Raw genomic sequence first — 25,495 nt, 5'->3', positions numbered from 1 at the left:
CACATGGCAGTATTCATTTATGAAGGTCGGACGATGGCCGGCAAACGAAAGAAAGGCAAGATTACAGCACTGACGAAACGAGAAGCCGCAGAACGGTTGCGGACGGATCAGATTGCTGTGACTTCGCTTCAAAAGCAAGAGTCAAAAGGATTAAACACCGAGATTACGTTTCTCAGTGCAAAACCGAAAATTGAACATCTCGTCATGTATGCCCGTCAGTTCGCGACACTTGTGCGGTCCGGTGTCTCAATCGTCAAGGCGACGGAAATTCTGCGGAAGCAGACGGAGTCGAAACCACTCGAACGGGCGCTCGTTGAGGTCGAAGATGACTTACGGAGTGGGATTCAGTTTTCGCAAGCGATTGAAAAACACCCACGGGTCTTTGATACATTCTTCGTCAGCATGGCGATGGCGGGAGAAGCGAGTGGGAATCTCGAGGAAGCACTTGATAACATCGTCACCCAACTTGAAAAACAATATGAAATCAAACGGAAAGTCATCTCGGCATTGATCTACCCAGCGGTCGTTTCACTCGTTGCCGTGGGGGTAGTCGTCTTCTTGATGATGAACGTCGTACCAACGTTTGCATCGATCTTTGATCAGCTTGGTAGTGAGTTGCCTTTGATCACGAAGCTCGTCGTCGCCGTATCGGATTTCTTCGTCGCGTACTGGTGGGTCATGTTGTTAATTGCTTTTGGATTAATTGGATTACTGTACTTTAATTTAAAAAACGAACGCCAACGACTATTTTTCGATCGCTTTTTATTAAGTATTCCCGTTTTTGGTCCCCTGATCCAAAAGTCGCAGATTGCCTTGATGACCCGGGGGCTGTCCGTCCTGCTTAATGCTTCCGTCCCAATTTTAGCCTCACTCGACATCACGGAGCGAATCGTCACGAATCGGATCATCCGGAAAGGGATTGCGGGCGCCAACGAAGCGATGGCACGTGGCATTCCGATGCACGAACCACTTGAGAAAAACAAATATTTTCCACCTCTCGTCACGCAGATGATTGCGATCGGGGAAGAGTCAGGACGTCTTGATACGATGCTGACGGAAGTCGCGAACTTCTATGAGACAGAAGTCGAGACGACGACAGACCGTTTAAAGTCAATTATTGAGCCACTCTTGATCGTTGTCTTAGCAGCAATCGTTGGTGTCATCGTCATTGCCGTCGTCGTACCGATGTTTAAAATTTACTCGGATATACAAGCGAGTTGACAATTGTAAAAACATTTACCTGATGTGAAAAAAAGACATATTCTACAAAAAATATGGTGCTACTATAATAGTATTCATCTGGATAGTATTACCTACTAACCAAGAACAGTGAAAAAGTACTAGGGAGGCATAAAGAAAATGGTAGAACGGTTAAAAGAAATCTGGTTAGATGCAAAACAAATGCGCGATGAGCGTGGATTGACGTTGATCGAGTTACTCGTCGTCGTCGTTATCTTAGGAATCATTGCAGCAATCGCTGTCGTCGCAATCGGTGGGTTGATCGAGAACTCACGTAAGGATGCCGTTGTTTCCGATGCGAAGCAATTAGTTGCAGCAGCAAAACTTTATACATCTTCAAATCCTGTCCAACCAGGTGAAACAGTGAAAGTTGGAGTTAATGACAATAACAACGCTATCGAGGCTAATGATGTTTCTAAAGGTACTGCAGCAGCACCGCGTACTGACACTTTGAAAAAATATATTGATGATATGAAAGATGCATTAAACTCAGATGAAGATTACAAAAATTCATATGTAGTCGTCACTGAGAAAAATGGTTCTTACACATATGCAGTTACGTTAACTAGTAAATCAACAGATTATACTTATTTCAATGCTTCAGCTCCTTCAGCATTGAAGCGCGGTGGAGTACAAGAAAAGAAATAATTACCACCCCCTCCTCGGGGGTTTTTTTCTGAACTTTTTTGAAAGGGAGGTCGTGTCATGACGATCGTCTTCACGGTTTATTTTTTCTTGTTAGGCTTACTCATCACGTCGTTTACGAACGTCGTCGGTCTGCGCGTCCCGGTCGGGGAGTCGATCGTTCATCCGCGCTCCCATTGTCCGACGTGTGGACATGTCTTAGGACCGCTCGAACTAACACCGGTACTCGGTTATGCTGTACTTGGTGGGAAGTGCCGCTCTTGCGGACAATCGATTTCAATCAAGTATCCAGCGCTTGAATTACTCGGAGGTATTCTTTACGCGTATGCCTTTTGGCAGTTCGGCTGGTCGATGGAACTGGCGTTGACGCTCGTCCTGACGAGCTTGTTATTTATCCTGACGATGTCCGACTTAGCCTACATGCTGATTCCAAATAAAATTTTACTCATCTTTTTGCCGATTGCCTTGATTGTGCGCTACCTTTCTCCACTCGAAAACTGGTATAATCCAATTATTGGTGGAATCGTTGGGTTCGTTCTATTATTCGTCATCTTTCTTGCTTCCCGTCGTGGTATGGGAGCAGGGGATGTCAAACTGTTCGGACTGCTCGGAATCTTCCTTGGACCGCTTCACGTCGTCATTGCCTTGTTCGTCTCGGCATTCGTTGGTTCCGTTCTTGGCTTAACATTACTTGGACTCGGACGCGTGAAACGGAAACAACCCATTCCCTTCGTTCCGTCGATTGCCGTCGGAACATTACTGACATATTATTTTGCGGATGATTGGGTATCGTGGTACCTCGATTTACTGCTTTAAGAAAGGAAGAACGTACATATGGCGCAACGGCGTAAAGGGACTTATATCTACTTTAATTTTACCGACGTCGCAATCTTCGGTGCGGTCGTCAAAAAAGGCGTCATCAAGCGCCGGGCAGTCGTCGCGCTGCCGCCAGGAACACTGCAAGGAGGCTGGTTACAGCCGGAAGCCTCGCTTGATTTCATCTTTGACGGGTTACTGACGAAACTAAAAGTACCGCGTGGTTCGCAAGCGGTGCTCGCGCTCGATGGTTCACTCGTTCTCGCCCGGAAACTTGATATTCCGGAGACGATCGAGACGAATCAAATCCGTGGCTATTTGTTTATGGAGATCGGACATAGTATCGTCTTACCGTTTGAAGAACCATATTTTGATTACACGGTTCTTGAAGAAGACGGCAAGCGGGAAATCATGCTCTATGCCGCGCCAAACGAGGCGCTCAAGCAATACACACAACTGTTCAAACAAAAGCATTTGCGACTGGTCGCAGCTGAACCACAACCGCTTGCGACCTACTTCGGGATTGAAGCCCATCATCCGGTCGCGACGGAAGCTGATACGTTATTGATCTGGAATGCGAATGCGACGAATCACCAGCTGATCATCATCGAAGATCACGTGCCACGTCTGATTCGCTCGGTCGACACGTTTGCGGCTGACGCGTGGGATGTTGATGTCATCGATGATCAATTGCATTATCGTTACCGCTCGGATGATCCGACGGTCGAACTCATCTTAGATGAGATGTTGCTCGAGTTCTCGCGTGTACTCGATTTCTATCGATTTTCGCTCGCGCGCGAAGGACGAGAAATCACGAATGTCGTCCTTGCCGGGGACTTCCCGTTCCGTGATGAACTGGCAACACGTTTCCGGTCGAACTTTGATTTAAGTCTCGATGAAATTCCAGATATGATGACGATCGACGGACAGTCAATTCCACGAGCGTACTTACCGCTCGCTGGTCTTGCTTCACCGCGAAAAGACCGCATCAACTTATTACCGGAAAACGACGAAGCACCGAAATATCCGCTTGTCGCTTCACTCATTCTGTTGTTGTTCGGCGGACTCGCTGGTGGTTATCTCTACTGGCAAACCGATCAATTCGCGGATCGCGTCGAATCGACGAACGATCAAATCCAGATCGTCCGTCAGTTGCAGTCGGAATCGGACCAATCGGCAAAGCAGGAAGTCGCGCAACTCAAACAGACGGTCGAAGGACTCGAGACGACGCCGCGCCCTGCCGTACCGACGCTTGAACGGATTACCCGTTATCTCCCGGAACGCGGTTATATTCTTCAATTCGCCTATGGGACAGATCATGCCGTGACGATGACGACCCAATTCGAAACGCTCGATGAACTAAACGATTTTTATCGTGAATTGTTGACGGATAAAGTCTTCTTGGGAACGAATCTTGCGAGTGTGACGACTCGGACGATGAATGAAAAGGCGGATGTCGTTACGACGACGACGGTTGATCCGACGACCGGGCAAGAAATTCCGACGACGGAAATTACACCGTCGGATGATGCGAAATCTGAAGAACCACGTTATATCGGACAATTCTCGTTGAACGTCAACCCGACGGAAGTCGTCAAAGGCGAAACGAACGAAGCTGATCCGGCAGTACCAAAAGAAGATCAGCCGTCTGAATCGGAAACGGATAGCTCGACGGAAGCGACTCCTTCAACCGATCCGACGACGGAGACGACTGATCCGAATGTAACGACTGAAATCGAGGAGGTGCCGGACAATTGAAACGTTATAGTAGCTTCATCCTCCTCGGTCTAACGATCTTAATCGTTCTCGGTGCGGTCGGTTACTTCGGTTATACGACCTATACGACACACCAAACGTTGCAAGAAAAAGAAGCGACGTTGAAACGGGAACAGATGGTGCTCGAGCAAGCGAAAGCGAACGAACAGAAAGTCGACGTCGCTGAGTCGAGCTTCCTGCAACAAAAAGTCCCGGTGACGGCAGCGAACGATGACGTCATCGATGCGATTAACGCGTCGAGTCAGATTGCCGGTGTCAAAGTCCAGTCGATCACGTTTGGTCAGGCGACCACAACGCCAACGCCACAGTCACCGGTGACATCAACGCCTGCCGTTGACGGAGCAATGGCGACGGAGTCTGATCAAGATCAAGCGACAACAGCTGCGGCGACAGGAACGACCACAGCGAATGCGACGCCACTTCCGGCATCATTGACGGTTGAAGCCCCGTCGTATCTTGAATTGATGGCATTCTTAAAACAAATCGAGCGGACGGATCGAATCACGGTCTTACGCCAAATCCAGTTATCGGGACCGGAAGAACCGGGTCCAAGTAGTGGGACGCTTTTGCTTGAGGATGAGATGCTTTCATTCACAGTCGAGATTGAATCGTATTATCGTCCGGACCTGACAAAGTTGACGCCGGATAAGCAAACGCCACTCGAGGAGAAGACACCGAAGTCGGATCCATTTGTCGATGTGACAGGAAATTAAAAGAAAACAAGCGGTTCCTATGCTGTTAGGGACCGCTTGTTTTTTGTTAGACTATTCGATGACTCGAATTATCCGATTCGAAATTAATGGGAAAGAACGTGATACTAATGATAACGCAACCACACTTGATTCTCGCCTCAGCTTCACCGCGCCGGACGGAACTCTTGCAACAAATCGGAATCGTTCACGCAGTCGTACCAGCGAATGTCGTCGAAGAAGCGCCGTACCCGATGTCCCCGCATGAATACGTCCGTCATCTATCGCAAAAGAAAGCGCGAGCGATTACAGCGGACGGTGTCATTCTGGCAGCTGATACAGTCGTTGCAATTGACGATATGATTCTCGAGAAGCCGGCAGATAGGGGAGAGGCACGGGCAATGCTTGCCCGTCTATCGGGACGCGCACATGAAGTCGTGACAGGAGTAACGATTCGCTTTGGTGAGAAGGAAGAGACATTCGACGTGACGACACACGTTCATTTTGGTGCATTGCCAAACGAATGGATCGAAGGCTATATTGCGACGAATGAGCCCTATGATAAAGCGGGTGGGTACGGTATTCAAGCGATGGGTGGTCTGTTCGTCGAAGCGATCGAGGGTGATTACTATAATGTCGTCGGATTGCCGATCCACGAGATCACGAAACGTTTCGCGTCCTTTGCGATCAAGCCGATGTTTGCGTAATCCTGAAACAGAGAGGTCGGATGCTGTGATTGAATGGCCAAAGGATATGGTTCAGTTGAAAGGCTTAGCACAAGCGACGACAGTCGAGTTGCTGGCATGTCTTGTCCGAAGCGGAACGCGCGACCGGACACCGCTCGAAATCGCGGAAGAATTACTGCACATCTATCCTTCACTGATTGAACTCGAGGCAGCTGGAGTCGGTGGACTCGAGAAAGCACCAGGTGTCGGGAAGGCAAAGGCGTTGCAAATCATGGCGGGACTGGAACTCGGTCGCCGTCTCGTCACGGAACCGAAGTGGATTCGACCGACGATCCGTTCACCGGAAGACGCCGCGGAGCTGTTGTTAGAAGAGATGCGCCTCTATCAACAGGAACATTTCATCTGCCTGTATTTGAATACGAAAAATGAGGTTGTTTCGAAAAAGACGTTATTCATTGGAGGATTGAACACGTCAATCGTCCACCCGCGAGACGTTTTCCGGGAAGCGATTCGCTGCTCGGCTGCGAACTTCATTGCCGTCCATAATCATCCGTCCGGTGATCCGACGCCAAGTCGGGAAGATATCGAGGTATCCGAGCGACTTGTTGAGGCAGGACGACTCATTGGAATCAGTTGTCTTGACCACATCATCATCGGGCATGGACAATTTATTAGTATGAAACAGCGCGGATTTATGTAAGAATAACGTCTGAAGGGAAAGTTTCGTTTCTTTCCGTCAGACGTTTTTTTGTGTGTTTTCTAAGGCGAACTGTAAACAAGCTGTAACGTTTTAACGCTTTCCAATGAAGGCTTTTCCGTTATAATTAGTGAAGTGTATTCTCAGAGAGGGGTTTTTTGAATAATGTTTGGATCATTCAGCCGTGAAATCGGCATTGACTTAGGTACGGCTAACACGCTCGTGTATGTAAAGGGGCAAGGAATCGTCGTCCGTGAACCGTCCGTCGTTGCTTTCCGTACGGATACAGGGAAAATTGAGGCAGTTGGTAATGCAGCAAAAAACATGATCGGTCGTACGCCGGGTAACGTGACTGCACGACGCCCGATGAAAGACGGGGTTATCGCGGATTATGAAACAACCGCTACGATGATCAAATATTTCATGGATCAAGCTTCAAAGAAAAAAGGCTTGTTCTCTTCTAAGACGAACGTCATGATCTGTGTACCAAGCGGTATTACATCGGTCGAAAAACGTGCGGTTGAAGATGCAGCGAAACTTGCGGGTGCGCGTGAAGCATATACAATCGAAGAGCCATTCGCAGCAGCAATCGGTGCAGGTCTTCCGGTTTCAGAACCAACAGGCTCGATGGTCGTCGACATCGGTGGTGGTACGACAGAAGTTGCTGTCATCTCACTCGGTGGTATCGTCACAAGCCAATCGATCCGTGTCGGTGGTGATGAGATGGATGAGTCCATCATTCGTTACATCAAATCGAAATACAACTTGATGATCGGGGAGCGGACAGCTGAGACGTTGAAAATGACGATCGGTTACGCTCGCATCGATGAAGAATCAGAAAACGAAACGATGGAAATCCGTGGACGCGACCTCGTCACAGGTCTTCCGAAACAGATCGAAGTCACAAGTGCTGAAATTTGTGACGCACTTTCAGATACGGTCGAAGCAATTCTTGCAGGTGTTAAGCACACGCTTGAGCAGACACCTCCTGAATTATCAGCAGACGTCATGGACCGCGGTATCGTCCTGACAGGTGGTGGGGCGCTCTTAAAGAACCTCGACGCTGTCATCGAAGACGAAACACGTATTTTGACACTTGTTGCAGAAAACGCACTTGATTGTGTCGCAATCGGTACAGGAAAATCACTCGAGATGATGAATGTCCTTCGTTCGAAATCAGGCATCTCGCAAAAAAGATAAGGACGGGATGAGCGATGAAGCGATTTTTAAATAATCGAAAACTGCTCATCACACTCCTTAGTTTTCTCCTTTTGGTGATCTTAATCGGGATTTCGCTGCAAGGGCGTAACCAATCCCACTGGTATCAAAGCTTCGTGCGTGATACCGTGGGCGTCGGTCAACGCCTTTTCGCGACACCGATTGGCTGGATTGATGATACGGTCACTTCGATTAAAGAAGTGCGTGATGTGTACAAAGAGAATGAACACTTGAAATCACGATTGAACGACTATGCCGGCAATGCCGTGAAAGTCCGTGATCTTGAGCGTGAGAATAAAGAATTAAAAGACATGCTCGACCTCAAAGGTTCGATTCGCGACTATAAACTGTTACCGGCAGAGATGATCGGGCGGACATCGTCCGAATGGCAACGGTTCGTGACGATTAACATCGGCGAACAAAAAGGGGTCAAACCGAACATGGCCGTCGTAACAGCAGATGGATTGATCGGTCGCGTCATCCAGGCGAGCGCTTATACGTCCCTTGTGCAGTTGATGTCGGATACGAGTCGGACGAATAACGTTTCGGCAACGGCAGACGACACGAAAGGAAAAGGAGTCTTCGGAACGATTGAAGGCTTCGATGAAGAGACGAAACTACTCAAGTTCACGAAAATTCCGAACGACGCGAAGCTGAAAAAAGGGCAGACCGTCACGACGTCCGGTCTTGGTGGAAAGTATCCGAGCGGGATCGTCATCGGAAAAATCGAAGAAGTGAAATCCGATCAGTATGGGGCTTCGAAAATCGCATACGTCAAACCGGCAGCAGACTTCGAACAGTTCGGTCATGTCTTCGTGATTGAACGCGAAGCGAAGGAACCTTTCGCTGAGACCGATAAGGGAGGGGACACTCGTGAATAACGTTAAGTTGTTTTTCGCCGTGTTCCTTCTTTTTATCTTAGAAGGAACGTTGTTCGCGGGACCGCTTGGAGATGGTTCGCCGTATGTCATTCATACGACCTTGATCGGTCTGATGTTCCTCGGTCGGTACGGGAAGCTTGAACAAGCACTCGGATTCGGACTCGTTTTCGGATTGCTCTATGATTTCGTGTACTCGGATATTATCGGAATTTACTTATTTGCGTTATCCGCCATTCCGCTTTTTAGTAGCTTCGTGCTAAAATATGTAAAGGAGAACGTATTGACGATTCTCGTCACGTTCACGTTCAGTGCCATTTTGTATGAACTCGATATATATTTCTTCACGGCTTCGGTCGTTGGTGTCGGGGTTTCCTTCCAAGAACTCGCGACACAGATCATTCCAAGGAGTTTGGTTGCCCAGTTGATCGGGATCATCATCCTGTATTATCCGATGACCCGACTCGTGCAGTCGACCCTTGACGAGAAAAGAGGATGAGTCATGATTGAGCGTAAACGTTATGTAACGATGAAAGGCCATCGTGGTGGCCTCGCCGTCTATGTGAATGAAAGGTGCAGTGTGGATGAATTTCTTGACGATTTAGAGTTGACGCTTGCGGACAAATCCGTCGAGAACGGACGCGCCGTACCCATCACCTTCTTCTTCGGTCGACGTTATGTCGATGAAGGGGTGTTGACGGCCGTCGAATCTATCGTCGCGCGACATGATTCCTTCTCTTTCAAAGGCTATGACAGTGAATGCATCACGAAAGACGAGGCAAAAGCCTTGTACGGAGAGCGGACGTTCCATTATTTTGGTGGCACGGCACGCAGTGGGCACGTATTAGACGTTGAAGGTTCGATCGTCATCATCGGAGATATCAATCCGGGGGCGGTCGTCCATGCGACAGGAAGTATCTATTGTCTCGGAGCTTTGCGTGGTACCGTTCATGCAGGTAAAGGTGGTAATACGGAAGCAGTCATCGCTGCAAGTGTGTTGCAACCGAAATGGGTCGCGGTCGCTGGAACCGTCCATGAGGAGCCGGATGACGCACCGATTCCTGCTCTCGATATGGGCTGTGCATTTTTAGGCGAAGACGGGGTGGAATTCTCCCGCCTTCAAACCGTTCCGCTTGCGCGGATGGATCAGTTTGCGATTGATAGTGAAAGAGGGTGACGGATATGGAACAAGTGAAAGAACAGGTACATATGGAGGCGAAGACGAATATGGGACGCGCCATCGTCGTCACATCCGGTAAAGGCGGCGTCGGTAAGACAACGACGACGGCGAACATCGGAACAGCACTTGCATTGATGGGGCATTCGGTTTGTCTCGTCGATACAGATATCGGGTTACGCAATCTGGATATCGTGCTTGGTCTCGATAACCGGAGTATCTATAACATCGTTGACGTCGTAACGGGACAATGTAAATTGCACCAAGCGCTCGTCCGCGATAAGCGTTTTGAAGAGATGTATCTGTTGCCTGCTGCTCAATCAAAGGATAAGTCCTCCGTCACACCCGAACAGGTGAAGGCAATCATCGACACGCTGAAACTTGAATACGATTTTGTATTGATTGACTGCCCGGCAGGAATCGAACAAGGATTCATGAATGCGATTGCTGGAGCGGATGAAGCTGTCGTCGTAACGACACCGGAAAAAGCAGCCGTCCAAGATGCGGACCGGATCATTGGGATGCTCGAACGCTCAGAACGAAACATCGTTCCAAAACTCGTCATCAATCGGGTGCGTTCGCACATGATGGCATCAGGTGATATGCTCGATATCGATGAGATCATGCGTATTCTTTCAATCGATCTACTTGGTCTGATCATCGATGATGAAGAAGTCATCGCCGCTTCGCACCGCGGTGTGCCTGTGACGATGAATCCGGATAACCGGGCTGGACTCGGCTACCGGAACATCGCCCGCCGGATTCTCGGAGAATCCGTGCCACTGCTTGATTTAAATGAACAACCGCAAAAAGGGTTCTTCGTCAAATTGAAGAAGATGCTTGGGATGAAATAAGAATGGGAAATTAGACTAGGACGACATCGTCGCGCCTAGTCTAATTTTTTTGGAGGGATCAGTATGCGATGGATTAGTGAACAGACCGCTTCACTCGAACGATTGGCGTTGGTCGAAGGCGGTCGATTGATTGAATATCATGAACGGATGCGTGACGAGATCCGGGTCGGAACGTTCGTTTATGCCAAGGTCGACCGGTTGCATCCGACGCTCGGAGCAGCCTTTTTGATCGCGACTGACGGTACGCCGCTTTACTTACCGCTTAATGAAACGGTGGAAGCACTTCGTCGCTATCCGGACGTGCCAACGATCGGACAAGCCGTCCAGGTCGGGCAGACATTGCTCGTTCAGGTCGTCAAGGAAGGGGTCGCACCGAAGCAACACAAGGTGACGCAGAACATCACTTATGGTGGACGTTATCTTGTCTATTTCCCGTACGGTCGCCGCGTCCGTTTCAGTCGGAAGTTGGATCTCGTCGTCCAGCGTCAACTGGCGGAGCAATTGACGACGACGGAAGAAGAAGGGATTCTTTACCGGACGGAGGCAGCGAAAGCATCAATCGACGAATTGAAACAAGAGTTACAGTCATTACGGATACGGCATAAAGAACTTTTGCAGGCGCCGCGTCTTGAGCAAGACGAGGCATTGATCGTCCAAGAAGCGAAGCGACTTCCGCATGTCACCGATGCGCTCGTCATGACGCGTCAGGAAAAAGAACGACTCGAATTACTCGGTCTGTCCGTTGAACGATCGCTACGAAAAGGGCGCTTACCTGAGATGGAAGCCATTGATGGGGCAATCGAAAAAGCGATGCAACGGGTCGTCTGGCTCGACGGAGGAGCGTATCTCTTGATTGAAGAAGTCGAGACGATGACTGTCATCGACGTCAACAGCGGGAAGATGATTTCCGTCAAGGAACAAAAGCGGACGTTTGACCAGATCAACGAAGCGGCTGCCGTCGAAGTCATGCGGCAATTACGGTTACGTAATATCAGCGGGATGATTGCAATCGATTTTTTACGTGGCTCAAGTAAAGGTCAGACACGGGTGACCCAACTTCTCAAAGAACGAGCCGCACTCGAGACGAAACAAATCGAAGTGTATGGATTTACGAAGATGGGCTTATGCGAACTGACGCGACAACGACACGGAAAATCATTGCAGGAACGATCGCAGGAATCCGGTCAATGGACACGATTAAGCGTCTATCGGTTGATTGAACCGAAATTGCTTGAGATCGCGACCTATGCGGAAGCGGTCGTGATTCGCGCGCCGCGTCACTTGTTACAAGACGAATTCATCTCTCGCCAACCACTCGAGGTGCACGTGTTAGAAGGCGATCCAGCCGTCCTATTCACTGGGTCGTCACAGGACTGTCTCGATTTCATCAAGCGATCGGAATAATCCTTCAGAACAGCATTGACAAGGTGGAAGAACGTTTGGTATTCTGAATAACGTTAGTTCGTTTGGAAGCACCCAAATGACTACAACCGCACAGACCGGGTTTTAAAGCATCTGCTGCCCGTGATGGCGAGTCTGAGTTCCTAAGAGGAGGTGCACGTAATGTACGCAATTATCAAAACTGGTGGTAAACAAGTCAAAGTCGAAGCTGGCCAAGAAATCTACGTTGAGAAATTAAACGCAGACGTCGACAGCACAGTTGAATTTGGTGAAGTATTGATCCTTGGTGGTGACGATGTTAAAGTCGGCGCTCCACTCGTAGAAGGTGCGAAGGTCGTAGCAACGGTCATCAAACACGCTCGCGCGAAAAAGATCACTGTCTTCAAAATGAAAGCGAAAAAGAACTACCGTCGTAAGCAAGGTCACCGTCAACCTTACACGAAGGTCCGCATCGAGAAAATCGAAGCGTAAGCCATGATACGTGTCAAGATTCGACGAGATGAAGCGGAACTCGTCCGCTCCATCGAAGTGACAGGACATGCCGAGTTTGCAGAACCAGGTCTCGACCTTGTCTGTGCCGGCGTATCGTCGGTGATCTTCGGGGCATACAATGCCATAGAAGCATTACTCGGGCAGGTCCTGCTCCTTGAAATGGCAGAACAACAAGAGGGTGGCTACTTTTATGTAGAACCGTACGCTGACTTAGCACCGGATGTCAGTGAACGCACCCAATTGTTACTGGAGGCGACTTTGGTCCAGCTTGGTACCATCGCTGAAAGTTACGGTGAGTTTATCCAACTTGAACAAGTATAGGAGGTGGATTCCACATGTTGAAACTTAATCTTCAGTTCTTCGCATCGAAAAAAGGGGTAGGTTCGACAAAGAACGGTCGTGACTCGCAATCGAAACGCCTTGGGGCGAAACGTGCAGACGGTCAAACTGTTTCTGCTGGTTCAATCCTCTACCGTCAACGCGGTACGAAGATTCACCCAGGTATGAACGTCGGACGTGGTGGCGATGATACACTTTTCGCAACTGCAACTGGTGTCGTTCGTTTCGAACGTCTCGGACGCGACAAGAAACAAGTCAGCGTTTACCCAGCATAAGGATCGACGAAGCAGACTCTAGCCACTTTCGAGGGTTAGGGTCTGTTTTTTTTAGGAGGGAACGACCGATGGAGGAACAACAGGTACTTGATCTTTTAAAGACTCTTCGTCACGAGTGGTTGAACCGGATACAACTCGTCCGTTCGTATGGCGCGATCGGAGACGAACAAGCAGTCGAGTCGATCTGTTCGGCGTACCGGGAGCAAGCATCTCGGGAAGGACGTCTAGCGCAAATCGGATTGCCGAAAACCGCACTGGCGTTGCTGCAAGCTGAATGGTCAGGCAAAACTGTGACGTATGATGTCATCGGAGCACCCCACATGGAAGATGAGCGGTTGAAGCAACTCGTCGAAGCAGCCATCACCATGATTGATGTAGGAGTAGGAGAAGTATCCGTGACCTTCCACGAGGGCGTGACCATCGAGATCTATCGGGATCTACTAGATATGTCGCGCCTTAAGGATCTAGTGACGCCGATGGAAATCGAGTCGCAGACGGAAAATGAGTGTGTGATTGAGATTGAAAGTCTTCCGTTTGAGGAAGAGAAGTAAGAGGAGGGATCCGACATGTTTGTCGATCAGGTAAATATTTATGTAAAAGCAGGTGACGGAGGACGTGGACAAGTAGCGTTCCGTCGCGAGAAATACGTTCCGGATGGCGGTCCTGCTGGCGGTGACGGTGGTCACGGAGCTCACGTCGTCCTTGAAGTCGACGAAGGACTTCGGACATTGATGGACTTCCGTTACAAACGTCACTTTAAAGCGGTTCAAGGTGAAAACGGGATGTCAAAAGGGATGCACGGTCGTAAAGCCGAGCATTTAATCGTCAAGGTTCCACCTGGTACGGTCGTCTATGATGACGATACGAACGCAGTCATTGCTGACCTTGTCCATCATGGACAACAAGCGATCGTCGCACGCGGCGGACGTGGCGGACGTGGAAATACACGTTTTGCGACACCAGCCAACCCAGCTCCAGAGCACGCAGAAAACGGTGAGCCAGGGGAAGAGAAGTACTTGAAACTTGAACTGAAGATGCTAGCAGATGTTGGTCTTGTCGGCTTCCCGAGTGTCGGGAAATCAACGATGTTATCTGTCGTTTCAGCAGCACGTCCAAAAATCGGCGCGTATCACTTCACGACGATCACACCGAACATCGGCGTCGTCGAAACGGAAGATAGCCGTAGCTTCGTCATGGCTGACTTGCCAGGATTGATTGAAGGCGCAAGTGAAGGCGTCGGACTCGGTCATCAGTTCCTGCGTCACGTCGAGCGGACGAAAGTGATCGTCCACGTCATCGACATGAGTGGGATGGAAGGACGCGATCCAATCGAAGACTACAACATCATCAATAAAGAACTCGCGGACTATAATCTCCGCTTGACAGAGCGTCCACAAGTCGTCGTCGCGAACAAGATGGATATGCCGGATGCGGCAGAACACCTTGAAGCCTTCAAGGAAGCTTTCCCAGAGCTTGAAGTATTCGAGATTTCAGCAGCAACACGCCAAGGATTACGTGATCTCTTATTCCGAATCGCTGACCTCGTTGATGCGACGCCAGAATTCGGTCTTGAGGAACTCGAAGAGAAAACAGCGACACCACGTGTCGTCTACGGTTATGAAGCACCTGAAGCCGGCTTTACGATTTCGAAAGATGAAGACGACTGCTTCGTCATCAAAGGACCACGAATCGAAAAACTCTTCACGATGACGAACTTCATGCGTGAAGAATCGATTAAACGTTTCGCTCGGACACTGCGTCAAATGGGTGTCGACGAAGAGTTACGTCGTCTTGGTGCAATCGACGGCGATGTCGTTCGAATCCGTGATTTCGAATTTGAATTCGTTGAGTCATCCTTCTAAGCGGTTCATTCCATTAAGAAACGGAGTGTGAAAGCATCGTGGACCCATTGCCCATGATTTCATTCGTTTGGTTAATTCCGATTCTCATCTTATCCGCGTTCTTTTCCTCAGCCGAGACAGCACTCGCGAGTGTCAATCGGTTGCGGTTGTTGCACCAGTCTGAAGCAGGGGACGCGCGTGCGTCCCGTGTGTTTCGGTTGCTTCAACGTTATGAGGAGACATTGACGTCGATTTTGATCGGGAATACGCTCGTCAATGTCGGATTCATCTTGTTTGGCGGCTGGTGGATTATCCAGTTCGCCGAGACGATCGCAACGCAGACCATTGCCTTTCTTGGGCTGTTCTTTCTGTTGCTGTTGTTTGGAGAATTGATTCCGAAATCGTATGCCCGTGAGCATACGGAACGTTACGTGTTATTGATCGGACGTCCACTGCGCTTCTTCTTACTGTGCTTTCGACCGCTCGTTTTCCTGTTACTCCGCTTACGCCAGTTTGCGCTTCGATTGATTGGAGCCGATCCGAAAGGGCCACTCGTGACCGAACAGGAACTCAAGGCACTCGTCGATATCAGTCAGGAAGAGGGAATCATGGGAATCGCTGAAGCTGAACTTGTCCACCAGGCGGTTGATTTTCAACATGCAACGGTAGAGAATGCTTTGACGCCACGCATGGATATTCAAGCGATCGATATCGATGCGCGGCTCGAAGACATCCTTGCAGAGGTCCAGAAGGGTGGCTATTCTCGTCTACCGGTCTATAAAGATTCGATTGATCACGTCATTGGTGTATTATCGGAGCGGGACTTTCTGCGTGCATACGTGAAGAATGGTTCCGTCGATATCCGGGAATGGATTCGACCGGTATCGTTCGTCGTACCACAGACACGATTGATGGATTTATTGCCGGAACTCAAAGTCAAGCAGTCCCATATGGCAGTCGTACTCGATGAGTTCGGAGGGACGGCAGGTCTGATCACCCTTGAGGATATTTTAGAAGAAATTGTCGGGGAGATTTGGGATGAACACGATGAATCATTGGAATACACGAAACGGATTGGTCCAGAACAATTCGAATGTCTAGCGGAGTATGACATTGAAGACTTCTGTCAGCAATTTCAATTGACGATGCCGGACACCGATGCCCAGTCACTCGGGGGATGGATCATGGAGGAAAGCGGACAACTGCCGGACGTCGGAACGGCGATGCGTTATGAACGTGTCACGTTGACGGTCTTGCATATCGAGAACCGCCGCGTCCGGAAAGTCTTAGCGACGTTTGATCCTCCCGCTACGATGCAAGAGCCACCACTTGAACCGATTTAATAATAAAAACCGCTTATTCCTTAGGAATAGGCGGTTTTTTAATGTTCAGACATCGAGTTCCGAGACGAGGATTCCAAGATGGTCAAGTTTTGCGATAGCTGCTTCTAGTGCGTCTTCATGATCCGCTTCAAGCGTATGGATATGGACTCCGTCGGTCAAGCTCGACAGTGGAGTAGCTTGTGTCTCCTCTAGCTGTTCAAGCAGTACACGGACATCTCGGCGACTTTTTAGCATCAACTCACCTGTAATGAAGCCGTAGACAGGATGCTCGATGATGACATCCCGGATGACGACGCCTTCGTCAACGATGGCATCACATTCATCCTTTAATTGCTCGATGCCGTGGCGACAGACGATCTTGCGGCGTAATTTCGAACCGTCGATTTCAGGGTCATTGATCAAATACCCACGAGCTGTCGCAATGACGGGATATCCTTTTGCTTTTAACAATGATAAATCCTGCACGATCACTTGGCGGCTGACGCCTGCTTGTTTCGCCAGTGCTGTTCCCGTAACAGGTTGTTCACTTTCCTCAATCATACGAAGTAATGATTTCCGGCGTTCTTCTCCGGAGATGCGTTTCCCCATGATGTCTCCTACCTTTCTCCAGTGTCATGAGATCGTGTTCAACACATCAATGCACTGTTCGATTTCTTCGTTCGTCGTGTGTCTTCCAAAACTGAGTCGGATCAATCCATGAGCCGCCGATTCATCGAAGCCGATGGCGCGTAATGTCGCATTCGGACCATTTTCTCCAGCCCGACAGGCACTACCGGCGGAAACGGCGATTCCAGCACGATTCAAGGCGAGCAACGCGTGTTGACCGTCCCGTTGTTTCGTATGGATGGCACAGATCGAAGCCAGTTGCGTTGGAGATTCAACGATCAGATAACGAGACGAAGACAATGTTTTTTTTAGCATACCACGAAATACCTGACTGGATGCCTGGATTCCTGGATTTTCTAAGCGCGACGCCTCACAGGCAGCGATGAAGGCGGCAATTCCCGGAACATCGACTGTGCCTGGGCGAATCCCGAACTCATGATGTCCTTCGTAGTATGGACTAAAGAGCGGTCGTCGCAAATACAGGGCACCTAACCCTTTAGGACCGTAGACTTTATGGCTACTCATCGTGTAAGCGTCAAAGGAGTCGATGGTAATATCATCTTTTAAAAATCCTTGAACCCCATCGCAATGAAACAGAATCCCGCGCGATTGACAATATACTGCAATTCGTTCGACTGGGAACCGAAAACCGGTATCCGAATTGACGTGTTGAATCGAGACGACACCAACCTCTTCCGTACAAGCCGTAACGAATCGATCCCAGTCGAACGTTCCGTCCAGTAGTAGAGAAAGATGACGTGTTTCTTGTGCCCAGCGCGCAAGTGGAAGCAAGACCGAGTCGTGTTCACATCGAAGTGTCAAGACAACTGATTTGTTACTCTGTCGTATCAAGTGTGTCAAAGCGATGTAATTTGCTTCTGAACCGCTTCCTGTAAAGATGATAGATCCTTCTTTTTGAGCTAATTGTTGCATCAGGTACTGTCGTGCTCGTTGAAGCAGGCGTTCTGCATCCCCACCGATGTCATGAAGAGAAGAACTGTTGCCGTAGAACGATTGAGCGGCTTGTTGATAATGGTCGAGTGCTTGTGGATGCAGCGGAGTAGTAGCTGCGTAATCGAGATAGATCATGAAAAAATCCTGTCCTTTCGTCTTGTCACTCAGCTAAAAGTATGCCAAACTTATTGTCAAGTCAATAGTAAACATTTAGATATAGAGGTGTAAAACATATGTCTTTACATAAAAGGCTTGAGACGGATGTGTTGATCATTGGAACAGGGCTTGCCGCGATTTCGGTCGCCTTGCATCTTCCGCCTGGAACTGAAGCGTTGCTTGTCACAAAAGGCACGCGATTTGAGACCAACTCTGTCCGAGCACAAGGTGGGATTGCTTCTGCTTATGCAGAAGTTGATCATCGTGGTCATTTTGAAGATACGTGTCAGGCGGCAAAAGGGCGCATCAATTTGTCCGCTGTTGATTATGTGACCCGATCAGGAGCCGAGGCAATGGAATTCTTGTTACGACAAGGTGTCCTGTTTGATCAATCCGAGGGAGAGTTCTTGCTCGGTCGAGAAGGTGCGCACCGTTTGCCGCGGATTTATCACTCTGGCGGGGACGAGACCGGCAAACGAATCATGGAGACGTTAATGCCGCGAGTGCCTTTTCCGATTCTTGAGCAGACGTGTATCACGGAATTGATTCAAGTAAATGGACAGGTTGTAGGTGCAGTTGGATATAGCCTTGGAGAACCAATCGAGATTGTGGCGCGAGCAACGATTCTCGCTACTGGTGGAGTTGGTGGAATATTCGCGTCGTCGACGAATGATCCATCGATTCAAGGAAATGGGATTGCACTCGCTTTTGAAGCGGGAGCGACGATTCGTGATCTCGGCTATATCCAGCACCATCCGACGGTACTTGTTCATGCAGGTCGCTCAGAAGGTTTGATTACGGAAGCACTACGCGGAGCAGGAGCCATTCTTGTGACGAAAAGCGGGGATCGGATCATGGCAGATCATCCGATGCAAGATTTAGCGGCGCGCGATGAAGTCGCAAAACGAATCCATGAGGTGCGAAAACACGAACCGGTCTATCTCGACACGTCAAAAGTCGTTGATCGAACAAAACGGTTTCCAACGTTTGTCGAAAAATGTGAAAAATTGAACATAAATCCAGATCTCGTTGAAATCGCACCAGGCATTCATTTCTTAATGGGTGGAATCGAGACGGATCTGACAGGGCAGACGAATGTCGAAGGACTTTACGCGGTCGGCGAGACAGCATCGATCGGACTGCACGGTCGAAATCGTCTGGCGTCGAACTCGCTTCTTGAGTGTGTCGTCATGGGGAAAGCAGTAGCAGAACAGCTCGAGTTGTTACCGGGACCATCAGTAAAACAAGTGAAACGACGTCCAGGAACACTTCGTTCCGTAACAGACCGTTTATCGCAGGTCATCGGTGTCGAAATGGATATTAGGCAGGTACAAGAATGTCTGGATGCGTTAAAAGGCTGGTCATTAGAAGAATCCGGACAGGAAGCAGAAGAAAATCGATTAAGTTACGTGACAGCATGTCTATTGCTTGAAGGGGCGCGAAGTCGGTTGACAGGAGAGGATGAGAACATTGAACAAGTGGCAGTTACGGCAACAACTGGAGGCATTTTTAATCGAGGACATCGGACAGTGGGATATCACGAGTGAAGGATGTCTGACGGGACAAGAACGCGGAACCGGTCGTTTTTTAGCAAAGGAAGACGGTGTCTTCTGTGGAGGAGACATTATTCGTGAGATGGCGCATCTGTTACAAGTCAACGTGACGATTCATATAGCGGAAGGGACGGTCGTCACGCGAGGAACGCTCCTTGCTGAGTGGTCTGGTTCGTTACAGGATATTTTAAGCGGAGAACGGGTCGCTTTGAACCTTGTGCAACGCTTATCTGGGATTGCGACGCAGACACGTCAAGCGGTCGAGGTAGTAGCAGGACGAATCCGAATCACGGATACACGGAAGACGACTCCTGGATTACGGATGCTAGAAAAACACGCCGTTCGCGTCGGTGGTGGCTATAGTCATCGCGGACGACTCGATGACGCGGTCATGATCAAAGATAACCACATCACGGTCGCAGGATCGATTACGGAAGCGGTGATGCGAGCAAAACGAGTTGCAGGTCATACGACACCAATCGAAGTCGAAGTTGAGACGGAAGCGGAAGTGCTTGAGGCAGTGGCTGCAAAAGTCGACATCATCATGCTCGATAACCGGACACCAGCAGAAATCAAACAGCTCCGGCAATTGATTCCACCACATATCACGGTCGAACTATCCGGCGGGATTACGATAGACACGTTATCAGACTTCGCGGATAGCGGAGCAGACGTCATCTCACTCGGTGCGTTGACGCATTCAGCAACAGCACTTGATATTAGTATGAAAATCGAAGGAGGAAAAAAAGATGTCATTTGATCTATTACGTCACGAAGGGATTCCGGCGTCATACTTACAGCAATCAGAAGCAGAATTGATTGCGATCATCGAAGGGGTCAAAGAACGGATGGGCAGTCGCTTATTCTTACCTGCCCACCACTATCAAAAAGACGAAGTCGTCCAGTTCGCGGATGCGACGGGAGATTCGCTCCAGCTTGCACAAGTCGCGAAGCAGATGACAGAAGCCGAATATACGGTCTTTTGCGGTGTTCACTTTATGGCGGAGACGGCAGATATGCTGACCGATGCGTCACATACGGTCGTTTTGCCTGACATGCGTGCTGGCTGTTCGATGGCAGATATGGCGAATGATATACAAACGGAGCGTGCCTTTACGATCTTGACGGAACGGTTCGGAGATTCGATCTTACCATTGACGTATGTCAATTCGACAGCAGCCATCAAAGCATTCGTCGGTCGTCACGGTGGGGCGACGGTGACATCATCGAACGCTGTCCAAATGGTCGAGTGGGCGCTTGGTGAACGAGACATCTTATTCTTCCTGCCGGATCAACATCTCGGTCGCAATACGGCACATGCGCTCGGAATTCCGTTAGAGCAGATGGCGATTTGGGATCCGATTCGCGACGAACTCGTTTTTGACGGGGAGGACCAAGACGTCCGCGTCATCTTATGGAAAGGGCACTGCTCGGTGCATGAGAAATTCACAGTCGGTCAAATTGAACAGTTCCGTAAGACGGATCCGGAGCGAAAGATTCTCGTTCACCCGGAATGTTCGCATGAAGTAGTAGCAGCGTCTGATCTCAACGGATCAACTGCGTACATCATTCAACAAATCGAACAGGCTGCTCCTGGAACGAAGTGGGCGATCGGAACAGAGATGAACCTCGTCAATCGACTCGCGACGACTCATTCGGATCTCGACATCGTGTCGCTCAATCCGTTCATGTGTCCATGTCTGACGATGAACCGGATTGACTTGCCGCATTTGGCTTGGGCGCTCGAACAGGTCGAAGCAGGTGAGCCGGTCAACATCATTAAAGTCGACGCAGAGACGACGCGGCATGCCGTATTGGCGCTCGAACGAATGCTTGAGCGTTCGTAAAATAGAGAGTGAGAGCGTGGTCGTGCAAACGATCACGCTTTTTGTCTTCTGATTGAGAGAGCGAACGTATGTATTGATTTTTGCTGAAGAACGCTTTGAAGCCAAACGAAGATGTATGCTACAATAACACGAGAGTTTGTTTATAGATGGGAGCGTTCCACATTGATAGAATTCGTACGCGGCGAAGTCGCTTATGTCTGTGCGGAATTCGTGACGGTAGAAGTTGGCGGGATTGGCTACAAGATCGTAGCACCGAACCCGTTTTTTTATCGGACCGGAGACGAACAGATCATCGTATATACGTATCACTATGTCCGTGAGGACCAAGAAGTCTTATTCGGATTCCGTTCCCGGCGTGAGCGTGCCTTGTTCACGAAGTTGCTCGGTGTGACAGGGATCGGACCAAAAGGAGCGCTTGCAATCGTCGCATCAGGGAATGTCGATGCGCTTGTTGAAGCGATCGAACAAGAAAAGGAAAGTTATCTCGTCAAGTTCCCAGGTGTCGGCAAAAAGACAGCAAAACAAATGACACTCGACCTAAAAGGAAAGTTAGCAGAGCTCGCGCCAGACTACGTACCGAGCGAAGGCTTGTTCGCACAAGGTAACGCAGAGCTGAACGAAGCCTGTGAAGCTCTGACGGCGCTCGGTTACAGTGATCGAGAAGTCGAAAAAGTCAAAAAAGCGTTGCAGGCAGAAGTCCTGTCAACGGATCAATATGTTAAACGGGCACTCCAGTTGTTATTGAATGTGAGGTGAGGACATGGAAGAGCGCATTTTGTCAGAATCCGCCCATGCGGAAGATCAAGAAGAGTGGAGTCTGCGTCCTCAGACGCTCGAGCAATATATCGGGCAGGAGAAAGCAAAAGGAAACTTAAGTGTCTTCATCGAGGCGGCAAAAATTCGTCAGGAAACACTCGATCACGTTCTTCTCTACGGTCCTCCAGGTCTTGGTAAGACGACGCTTGCGACAATCATCGCAAACGAGATGGGGGTCGGCATCAAGACGACAGCCGGTCCTGCGATCGAACGACCAGGTGATCTGGCGGCAATTCTCTCATCACTTGAGCCGGGAGACGTCCTGTTCATCGATGAGATTCATCGGTTGAGTCGATCGATCGAAGAGATTCTATATCCGGCAATGGAAGACTATTGTCTCGATATCGTCATCGGTCAAGGGGAACTCGCGCGTAGCGTTCGGATCGACTTGCCACCATTTACACTCGTCGGTGCGACGACGCGTGCCGGGATGCTGTCGGCACCGCTACGTGATCGTTTTGGCGTGACGCTGAAGCTTGAATATTATACGATGTCAGAGTTGTCTGCCATCGTGACCCGGACGTCACGGTTGTTTGGATTCGAAGCGGATCGTCTCGCAGCAGAAGCGATCGCCCTTCGTTCACGCGGAACACCACGTGTCGCGAACCGGTTGTTACGGCGTGTCCGTGACTTCGCTCAAGTTGCTCATCAAACTGAGATCGATGCCTCGCTTGCGACAAGTGCACTTGATCGCTTGCATGTCGATGCGCTCGGACTCGACGATGTCGACCATCGTTTACTACGATCGCTTGCAGAACGGTTTGCCGGTGGTCCGGTCGGTCTTGAGACGATTGCAGCGACAATCGGAGAAGATGCGCAGACGATCGAAGATGTGTATGAACCATATCTGTTGCAACAAGGCTTTTTACAACGTACCCCGCGCGGACGTGTCTTAACATCGTTCGCCCGCCAACATTTAGGACTGAAAGAAGGAAATTGAACCAATGGATGTAAACTTATTTGATTTTCATTTACCAGAAGAACAAATTGCTCAAGTGCCATTGCTCGACCGGACGAGTTCGAAATTGATGGTCCTCGACCGGGAGACAGGTGCGATTCAGCATCAACACTTCCATGATATCGTCGACCACTTCCGGGAAGGCGATACACTTGTCATCAACGATACGAAAGTCTTACCAGCACGTCTCTTTGGTGTAAAGGAAGAGACAGGTGGAAAAATCGAATTGTTGCTTTTAAAGCAGACGAGTGACGATGTTTGGGAAACGCTAGCAAAACCAGCAAAACGAGTCAAACCAGGTACAATTCTGTCGTTTGGTGACGGATTACTCCGTGCTGAGTGTGTCGAAGCACTTGAAGACGGGGGACGGATTCTGAAGTTTTTCTACGACGGGATTTTCTACGAAGTGCTCGATCAACTTGGAACGATGCCATTGCCGCCGTACATTCATGAACAACTGGAAGATCAAGATCGTTACCAGACGGTCTACGCTCGCGAACGCGGGAGCGCCGCAGCACCAACAGCGGGTCTTCACTTCACACCGGAATTGCTCGAAGCGCTTCAAGCGAAAGGTGTCCGGATCGCACCGTTGACGTTACATGTCGGACTTGGCACATTCCGTCCTGTTTCGGTCGACGACGTCGATAGTCACAAGATGCATAGTGAGTACTACGAATTGCCGGAAAGTTCAGCGGCACTGCTACGCGAAACACGGAAACAAGGCGGACGGATCATCGCGGTTGGTACGACGTCGACGCGAACGCTTGAAACGGTCATCCGTGATCACGGTGACTTCGTCGAAGCAACAGGTTGGACAGACATCTTCATTTTCCCAGGTCAGGAAGTCAAAGGGATCGATGGATTGATCACGAACTTCCACTTACCGAAATCAACATTGATCATGCTCGTGTCCGCGTTATCGACACGGGAACACATTCTGCATGCCTACGAAGAAGCTGTCGCGAATGGCTATCGTTTCTTTAGCTTCGGTGATGCGATGTTCTTAACGAGAGAGGAACGAAACTAATGACAAAACACGCGGTAACATACGAACATATCAAAACATGTAAACAATCCGGAGCGCGGTTAGGAATCGTCCATACGCCGCACGGTAGTTTTGAGACACCGGTCTTCATGCCGGTCGGAACACAAGCGACGGTCAAGACGATGGCACCAGAACAAATCAAGGATATGAACGCGAACATCATCCTCGCGAACACGTATCACCTATGGGTTCGTCCTGGACACGATGTCATCAAGGAAGCGGGCGGTCTGCATAAATTCATGAACTGGGATGGCGCGATTCTCACGGATTCAGGTGGCTTCCAAGTCTTCTCACTCGCTGATCTCCGGAATATTTCGGAAGAAGGCGTTCATTTCCGTAACCATTTAAACGGTGACAAACTGTTCTTATCACCGGAAAAAGCAATGGAAATCCAAAACGCACTCGGTTCAGACATCATGATGGCGTTTGATGAGTGCCCACCATATCCTGCTTCTCACGAGTACATGAAAGCATCTGTCGAACGAACAAGCCGCTGGGCAGAACGTTGTCTTGCAGCGCACGAACGTCCGCACGATCAAGCGCTGTTCGGTATCATCCAAGGTGGCGAATACGAAGACTTACGTCGCCAAAGTGCGAAAGATCTCGTAGCGCTTGATTTCCCAGGTTATGCGGTCGGTGGTCTCTCGGTTGGTGAACCGAAAGATGTCATGTACCGAGCACTCGAATTCACGACACCACTCATGCCAGAAGATAAACCACGTTATTTAATGGGCGTTGGTTCACCGGATGCATTGATTGAAGGCGCGATTCGTGGAATCGATATGTTCGACTGTGTCTTACCGACACGGATTGCACGCAATGGTACATTGATGACATCACAAGGACGTCTTGTCGTCCGAAATGCAAAATATGCACGTGATTTCCGTCCACTCGATGAGAAATGTGATTGCTACGCATGTAAGAATTACTCGCGTTCGTACATCCATCACTTAATCCGCGCGCAAGAAACGTTCGGACTACATCTTTGTTCGACACACAATCTTCACTTCCTCGTCAAGTTGATGGAAGGCGTTCGCCAAGCGATTCGTGAGGATCGTCTGCTTGATTTTAAAGAAGAATTTTTCGAAGAATACGGTTACAATTTACCGAACGCAAAGAATTTCTAACAAATCGTCTGACAAATCAATCCTTTCACGGTATAATGAACGTGATTTGAATGATAAAAGGAGCTGA

The 25,495-nt window shown here is 49.4% G+C and carries 28 protein-coding genes and 1 other annotated feature; of the genes, 26 read left to right on the top strand and 2 right to left on the bottom strand.

Translation table 11 applies throughout. The annotated features are described in order from the left end of the window. Window positions 1–3 precede the first annotated feature (3 nt). The 19 genes from ACN9MT_RS11210 (at window position 4) to ACN9MT_RS11120 (ending at window position 16,366) form a co-directional block, all read left to right on the top strand. Window positions 4–1,221, top strand: coding sequence for a type II secretion system F family protein (locus tag ACN9MT_RS11210; RefSeq protein WP_290785251.1), 1,218 nt, complete (start codon window positions 4–6; stop codon window positions 1,219–1,221). A gap of 138 nt (window positions 1,222–1,359) precedes the next feature. Beyond that, on the top strand, window positions 1,360–1,887 hold the full coding sequence (locus ACN9MT_RS11205) for a type II secretion system protein (RefSeq protein ID WP_056062556.1): 528 nt from the start codon (window positions 1,360–1,362) through the stop codon (window positions 1,885–1,887). 57 nt (window positions 1,888–1,944) lie between these two features. Next, window positions 1,945–2,700 (top strand): prepilin peptidase, encoded by a 756-nt coding sequence (locus ACN9MT_RS11200; RefSeq protein WP_035406466.1) that lies wholly within the window; start codon window positions 1,945–1,947, stop codon window positions 2,698–2,700. Between the two features lie 18 nt (window positions 2,701–2,718). Further along, a complete protein-coding gene (locus ACN9MT_RS11195; protein ID WP_426272174.1) occupies window positions 2,719–4,458 on the top strand; it encodes a fimbrial assembly protein in 1,740 nt (579 codons plus the stop codon). Beyond that, a complete protein-coding gene (locus tag ACN9MT_RS11190; RefSeq protein ID WP_290751819.1) occupies window positions 4,455–5,189 on the top strand; it encodes a hypothetical protein in 735 nt (244 codons plus the stop codon). Before ACN9MT_RS11195 ends, ACN9MT_RS11190 begins: the two co-directional genes overlap by 4 nt. A gap of 107 nt (window positions 5,190–5,296) precedes the next feature. Then, on the top strand, window positions 5,297–5,872 hold the full coding sequence (locus tag ACN9MT_RS11185) for a Maf family protein (RefSeq protein WP_290785242.1): 576 nt from the start codon (window positions 5,297–5,299) through the stop codon (window positions 5,870–5,872). Between the two features lie 46 nt (window positions 5,873–5,918). Beyond that, window positions 5,919–6,551: a RadC family protein gene (radC, locus tag ACN9MT_RS11180; protein WP_290785805.1), complete on the top strand. Its 633-nt coding sequence runs from the start codon at window positions 5,919–5,921 to the stop codon at window positions 6,549–6,551. Window positions 6,552–6,713: 162 nt separating this feature from the next. Then, window positions 6,714–7,748, top strand: a complete 1,035-nt coding sequence (locus ACN9MT_RS11175) for a rod shape-determining protein (protein WP_029342258.1) — start codon at window positions 6,714–6,716, stop codon at window positions 7,746–7,748. 14 nt (window positions 7,749–7,762) lie between these two features. Then, window positions 7,763–8,647 carry a rod shape-determining protein MreC gene (gene mreC / locus ACN9MT_RS11170; RefSeq protein ID WP_056062539.1) on the top strand — a complete coding sequence of 295 codons (885 nt, stop codon included), beginning with the start codon at window positions 7,763–7,765 and terminating at the stop codon, window positions 8,645–8,647. Continuing rightward, window positions 8,640–9,143, top strand: a complete 504-nt coding sequence (mreD, locus tag ACN9MT_RS11165) for a rod shape-determining protein MreD (protein WP_035406481.1) — start codon at window positions 8,640–8,642, stop codon at window positions 9,141–9,143. Before mreC ends, mreD begins: the two co-directional genes overlap by 8 nt. Before the next feature lie 3 nt (window positions 9,144–9,146). After that, complete coding sequence (locus tag ACN9MT_RS11160; protein WP_035406484.1) at window positions 9,147–9,821, top strand: septum site-determining protein MinC; 675 nt, start codon at window positions 9,147–9,149, stop codon at window positions 9,819–9,821. A 50-nt stretch (window positions 9,822–9,871) separates the two neighbouring features. Further along, window positions 9,872–10,675, top strand: coding sequence for a septum site-determining protein MinD (gene minD, locus ACN9MT_RS11155; protein ID WP_029342255.1), 804 nt, complete (start codon window positions 9,872–9,874; stop codon window positions 10,673–10,675). Window positions 10,676–10,738: 63 nt separating this feature from the next. Continuing rightward, a complete protein-coding gene (locus tag ACN9MT_RS11150; protein WP_056062534.1) occupies window positions 10,739–12,079 on the top strand; it encodes a ribonuclease E/G in 1,341 nt (446 codons plus the stop codon). A gap of 74 nt (window positions 12,080–12,153) precedes the next feature. Next, window positions 12,154–12,223, top strand: a sequence feature (ribosomal protein L21 leader region). A gap of 15 nt (window positions 12,224–12,238) precedes the next feature. Continuing rightward, complete coding sequence (rplU, locus tag ACN9MT_RS11145) at window positions 12,239–12,547, top strand: 50S ribosomal protein L21 (RefSeq protein WP_012370978.1); 309 nt, start codon at window positions 12,239–12,241, stop codon at window positions 12,545–12,547. A 3-nt stretch (window positions 12,548–12,550) separates the two neighbouring features. Then, window positions 12,551–12,889, top strand: coding sequence for a ribosomal-processing cysteine protease Prp (locus ACN9MT_RS11140; protein WP_023468945.1), 339 nt, complete (start codon window positions 12,551–12,553; stop codon window positions 12,887–12,889). A gap of 14 nt (window positions 12,890–12,903) precedes the next feature. Then, window positions 12,904–13,182 carry a 50S ribosomal protein L27 gene (gene rpmA / locus ACN9MT_RS11135; RefSeq protein WP_012370976.1) on the top strand — a complete coding sequence of 93 codons (279 nt, stop codon included), beginning with the start codon at window positions 12,904–12,906 and terminating at the stop codon, window positions 13,180–13,182. Between the two features lie 68 nt (window positions 13,183–13,250). Continuing rightward, window positions 13,251–13,733, top strand: coding sequence for a Spo0B domain-containing protein (locus ACN9MT_RS11130; protein WP_308101818.1), 483 nt, complete (start codon window positions 13,251–13,253; stop codon window positions 13,731–13,733). Between the two features lie 15 nt (window positions 13,734–13,748). Then, the gene (obgE, locus tag ACN9MT_RS11125) at window positions 13,749–15,044 is read left to right on the top strand and encodes a GTPase ObgE (protein WP_087681178.1); all 1,296 of its coding nucleotides are present in this window, start codon (window positions 13,749–13,751) and stop codon (window positions 15,042–15,044) included. A gap of 53 nt (window positions 15,045–15,097) precedes the next feature. Continuing rightward, complete coding sequence (locus tag ACN9MT_RS11120) at window positions 15,098–16,366, top strand: hemolysin family protein (protein WP_426272173.1); 1,269 nt, start codon at window positions 15,098–15,100, stop codon at window positions 16,364–16,366. Between the two features lie 45 nt (window positions 16,367–16,411). On the opposite strand, the gene ACN9MT_RS11115 is transcribed toward ACN9MT_RS11120, so the two are convergent. Together ACN9MT_RS11115 and ACN9MT_RS11110 are read right to left on the bottom strand one after the other, a co-directional pair. Next, window positions 16,412–16,954: a transcription repressor NadR gene (locus ACN9MT_RS11115; protein ID WP_056062524.1), complete on the bottom strand. Its 543-nt coding sequence runs from the start codon at window positions 16,952–16,954 to the stop codon at window positions 16,412–16,414. 24 nt (window positions 16,955–16,978) lie between these two features. Next, a complete protein-coding gene (locus ACN9MT_RS11110) occupies window positions 16,979–18,061 on the bottom strand; it encodes a cysteine desulfurase family protein (RefSeq protein WP_426272172.1) in 1,083 nt (360 codons plus the stop codon). Between the two features lie 98 nt (window positions 18,062–18,159). On the opposite strand from ACN9MT_RS11110, the gene ACN9MT_RS11105 reads away from it, so the two are divergent. From ACN9MT_RS11105 to tgt, 7 genes are all read left to right on the top strand, one after another. After that, window positions 18,160–19,629: an L-aspartate oxidase gene (locus tag ACN9MT_RS11105; protein WP_426272171.1), complete on the top strand. Its 1,470-nt coding sequence runs from the start codon at window positions 18,160–18,162 to the stop codon at window positions 19,627–19,629. Beyond that, on the top strand, window positions 19,544–20,395 hold the full coding sequence (gene nadC / locus ACN9MT_RS11100; protein WP_313586529.1) for a carboxylating nicotinate-nucleotide diphosphorylase: 852 nt from the start codon (window positions 19,544–19,546) through the stop codon (window positions 20,393–20,395). The genes ACN9MT_RS11105 and nadC overlap by 86 nt, the downstream gene beginning before the upstream one ends. After that, window positions 20,385–21,482 carry a quinolinate synthase NadA gene (gene nadA, locus ACN9MT_RS11095; protein WP_426272170.1) on the top strand — a complete coding sequence of 366 codons (1,098 nt, stop codon included), beginning with the start codon at window positions 20,385–20,387 and terminating at the stop codon, window positions 21,480–21,482. The genes nadC and nadA overlap by 11 nt, the downstream gene beginning before the upstream one ends. Window positions 21,483–21,644: 162 nt before the next feature. Continuing rightward, window positions 21,645–22,238 (top strand): Holliday junction branch migration protein RuvA, encoded by a 594-nt coding sequence (ruvA, locus tag ACN9MT_RS11090; RefSeq protein WP_023468936.1) that lies wholly within the window; start codon window positions 21,645–21,647, stop codon window positions 22,236–22,238. Window positions 22,239–22,242: 4 nt separating this feature from the next. Beyond that, window positions 22,243–23,238 carry a Holliday junction branch migration DNA helicase RuvB gene (ruvB, locus tag ACN9MT_RS11085; protein WP_056062504.1) on the top strand — a complete coding sequence of 332 codons (996 nt, stop codon included), beginning with the start codon at window positions 22,243–22,245 and terminating at the stop codon, window positions 23,236–23,238. Between the two features lie 4 nt (window positions 23,239–23,242). Next, window positions 23,243–24,283, top strand: a complete 1,041-nt coding sequence (queA, locus tag ACN9MT_RS11080; RefSeq protein ID WP_214853061.1) for a tRNA preQ1(34) S-adenosylmethionine ribosyltransferase-isomerase QueA — start codon at window positions 23,243–23,245, stop codon at window positions 24,281–24,283. Beyond that, the gene (gene tgt, locus ACN9MT_RS11075) at window positions 24,283–25,428 is read left to right on the top strand and encodes a tRNA guanosine(34) transglycosylase Tgt (RefSeq protein WP_029342245.1); all 1,146 of its coding nucleotides are present in this window, start codon (window positions 24,283–24,285) and stop codon (window positions 25,426–25,428) included. The genes queA and tgt overlap by 1 nt, the downstream gene beginning before the upstream one ends. The last annotated feature ends 67 nt before the right edge of the window (window positions 25,429–25,495 follow it).

Origin of the sequence: Exiguobacterium sp. R-17 (assembly GCF_049913315.1) — a bacterium.
GTDB lineage: Bacteria > Bacillota > Bacilli > Exiguobacteriales > Exiguobacteriaceae > Exiguobacterium_A.
This window is presented reverse-complemented; position numbering and strand designations above follow the sequence as displayed.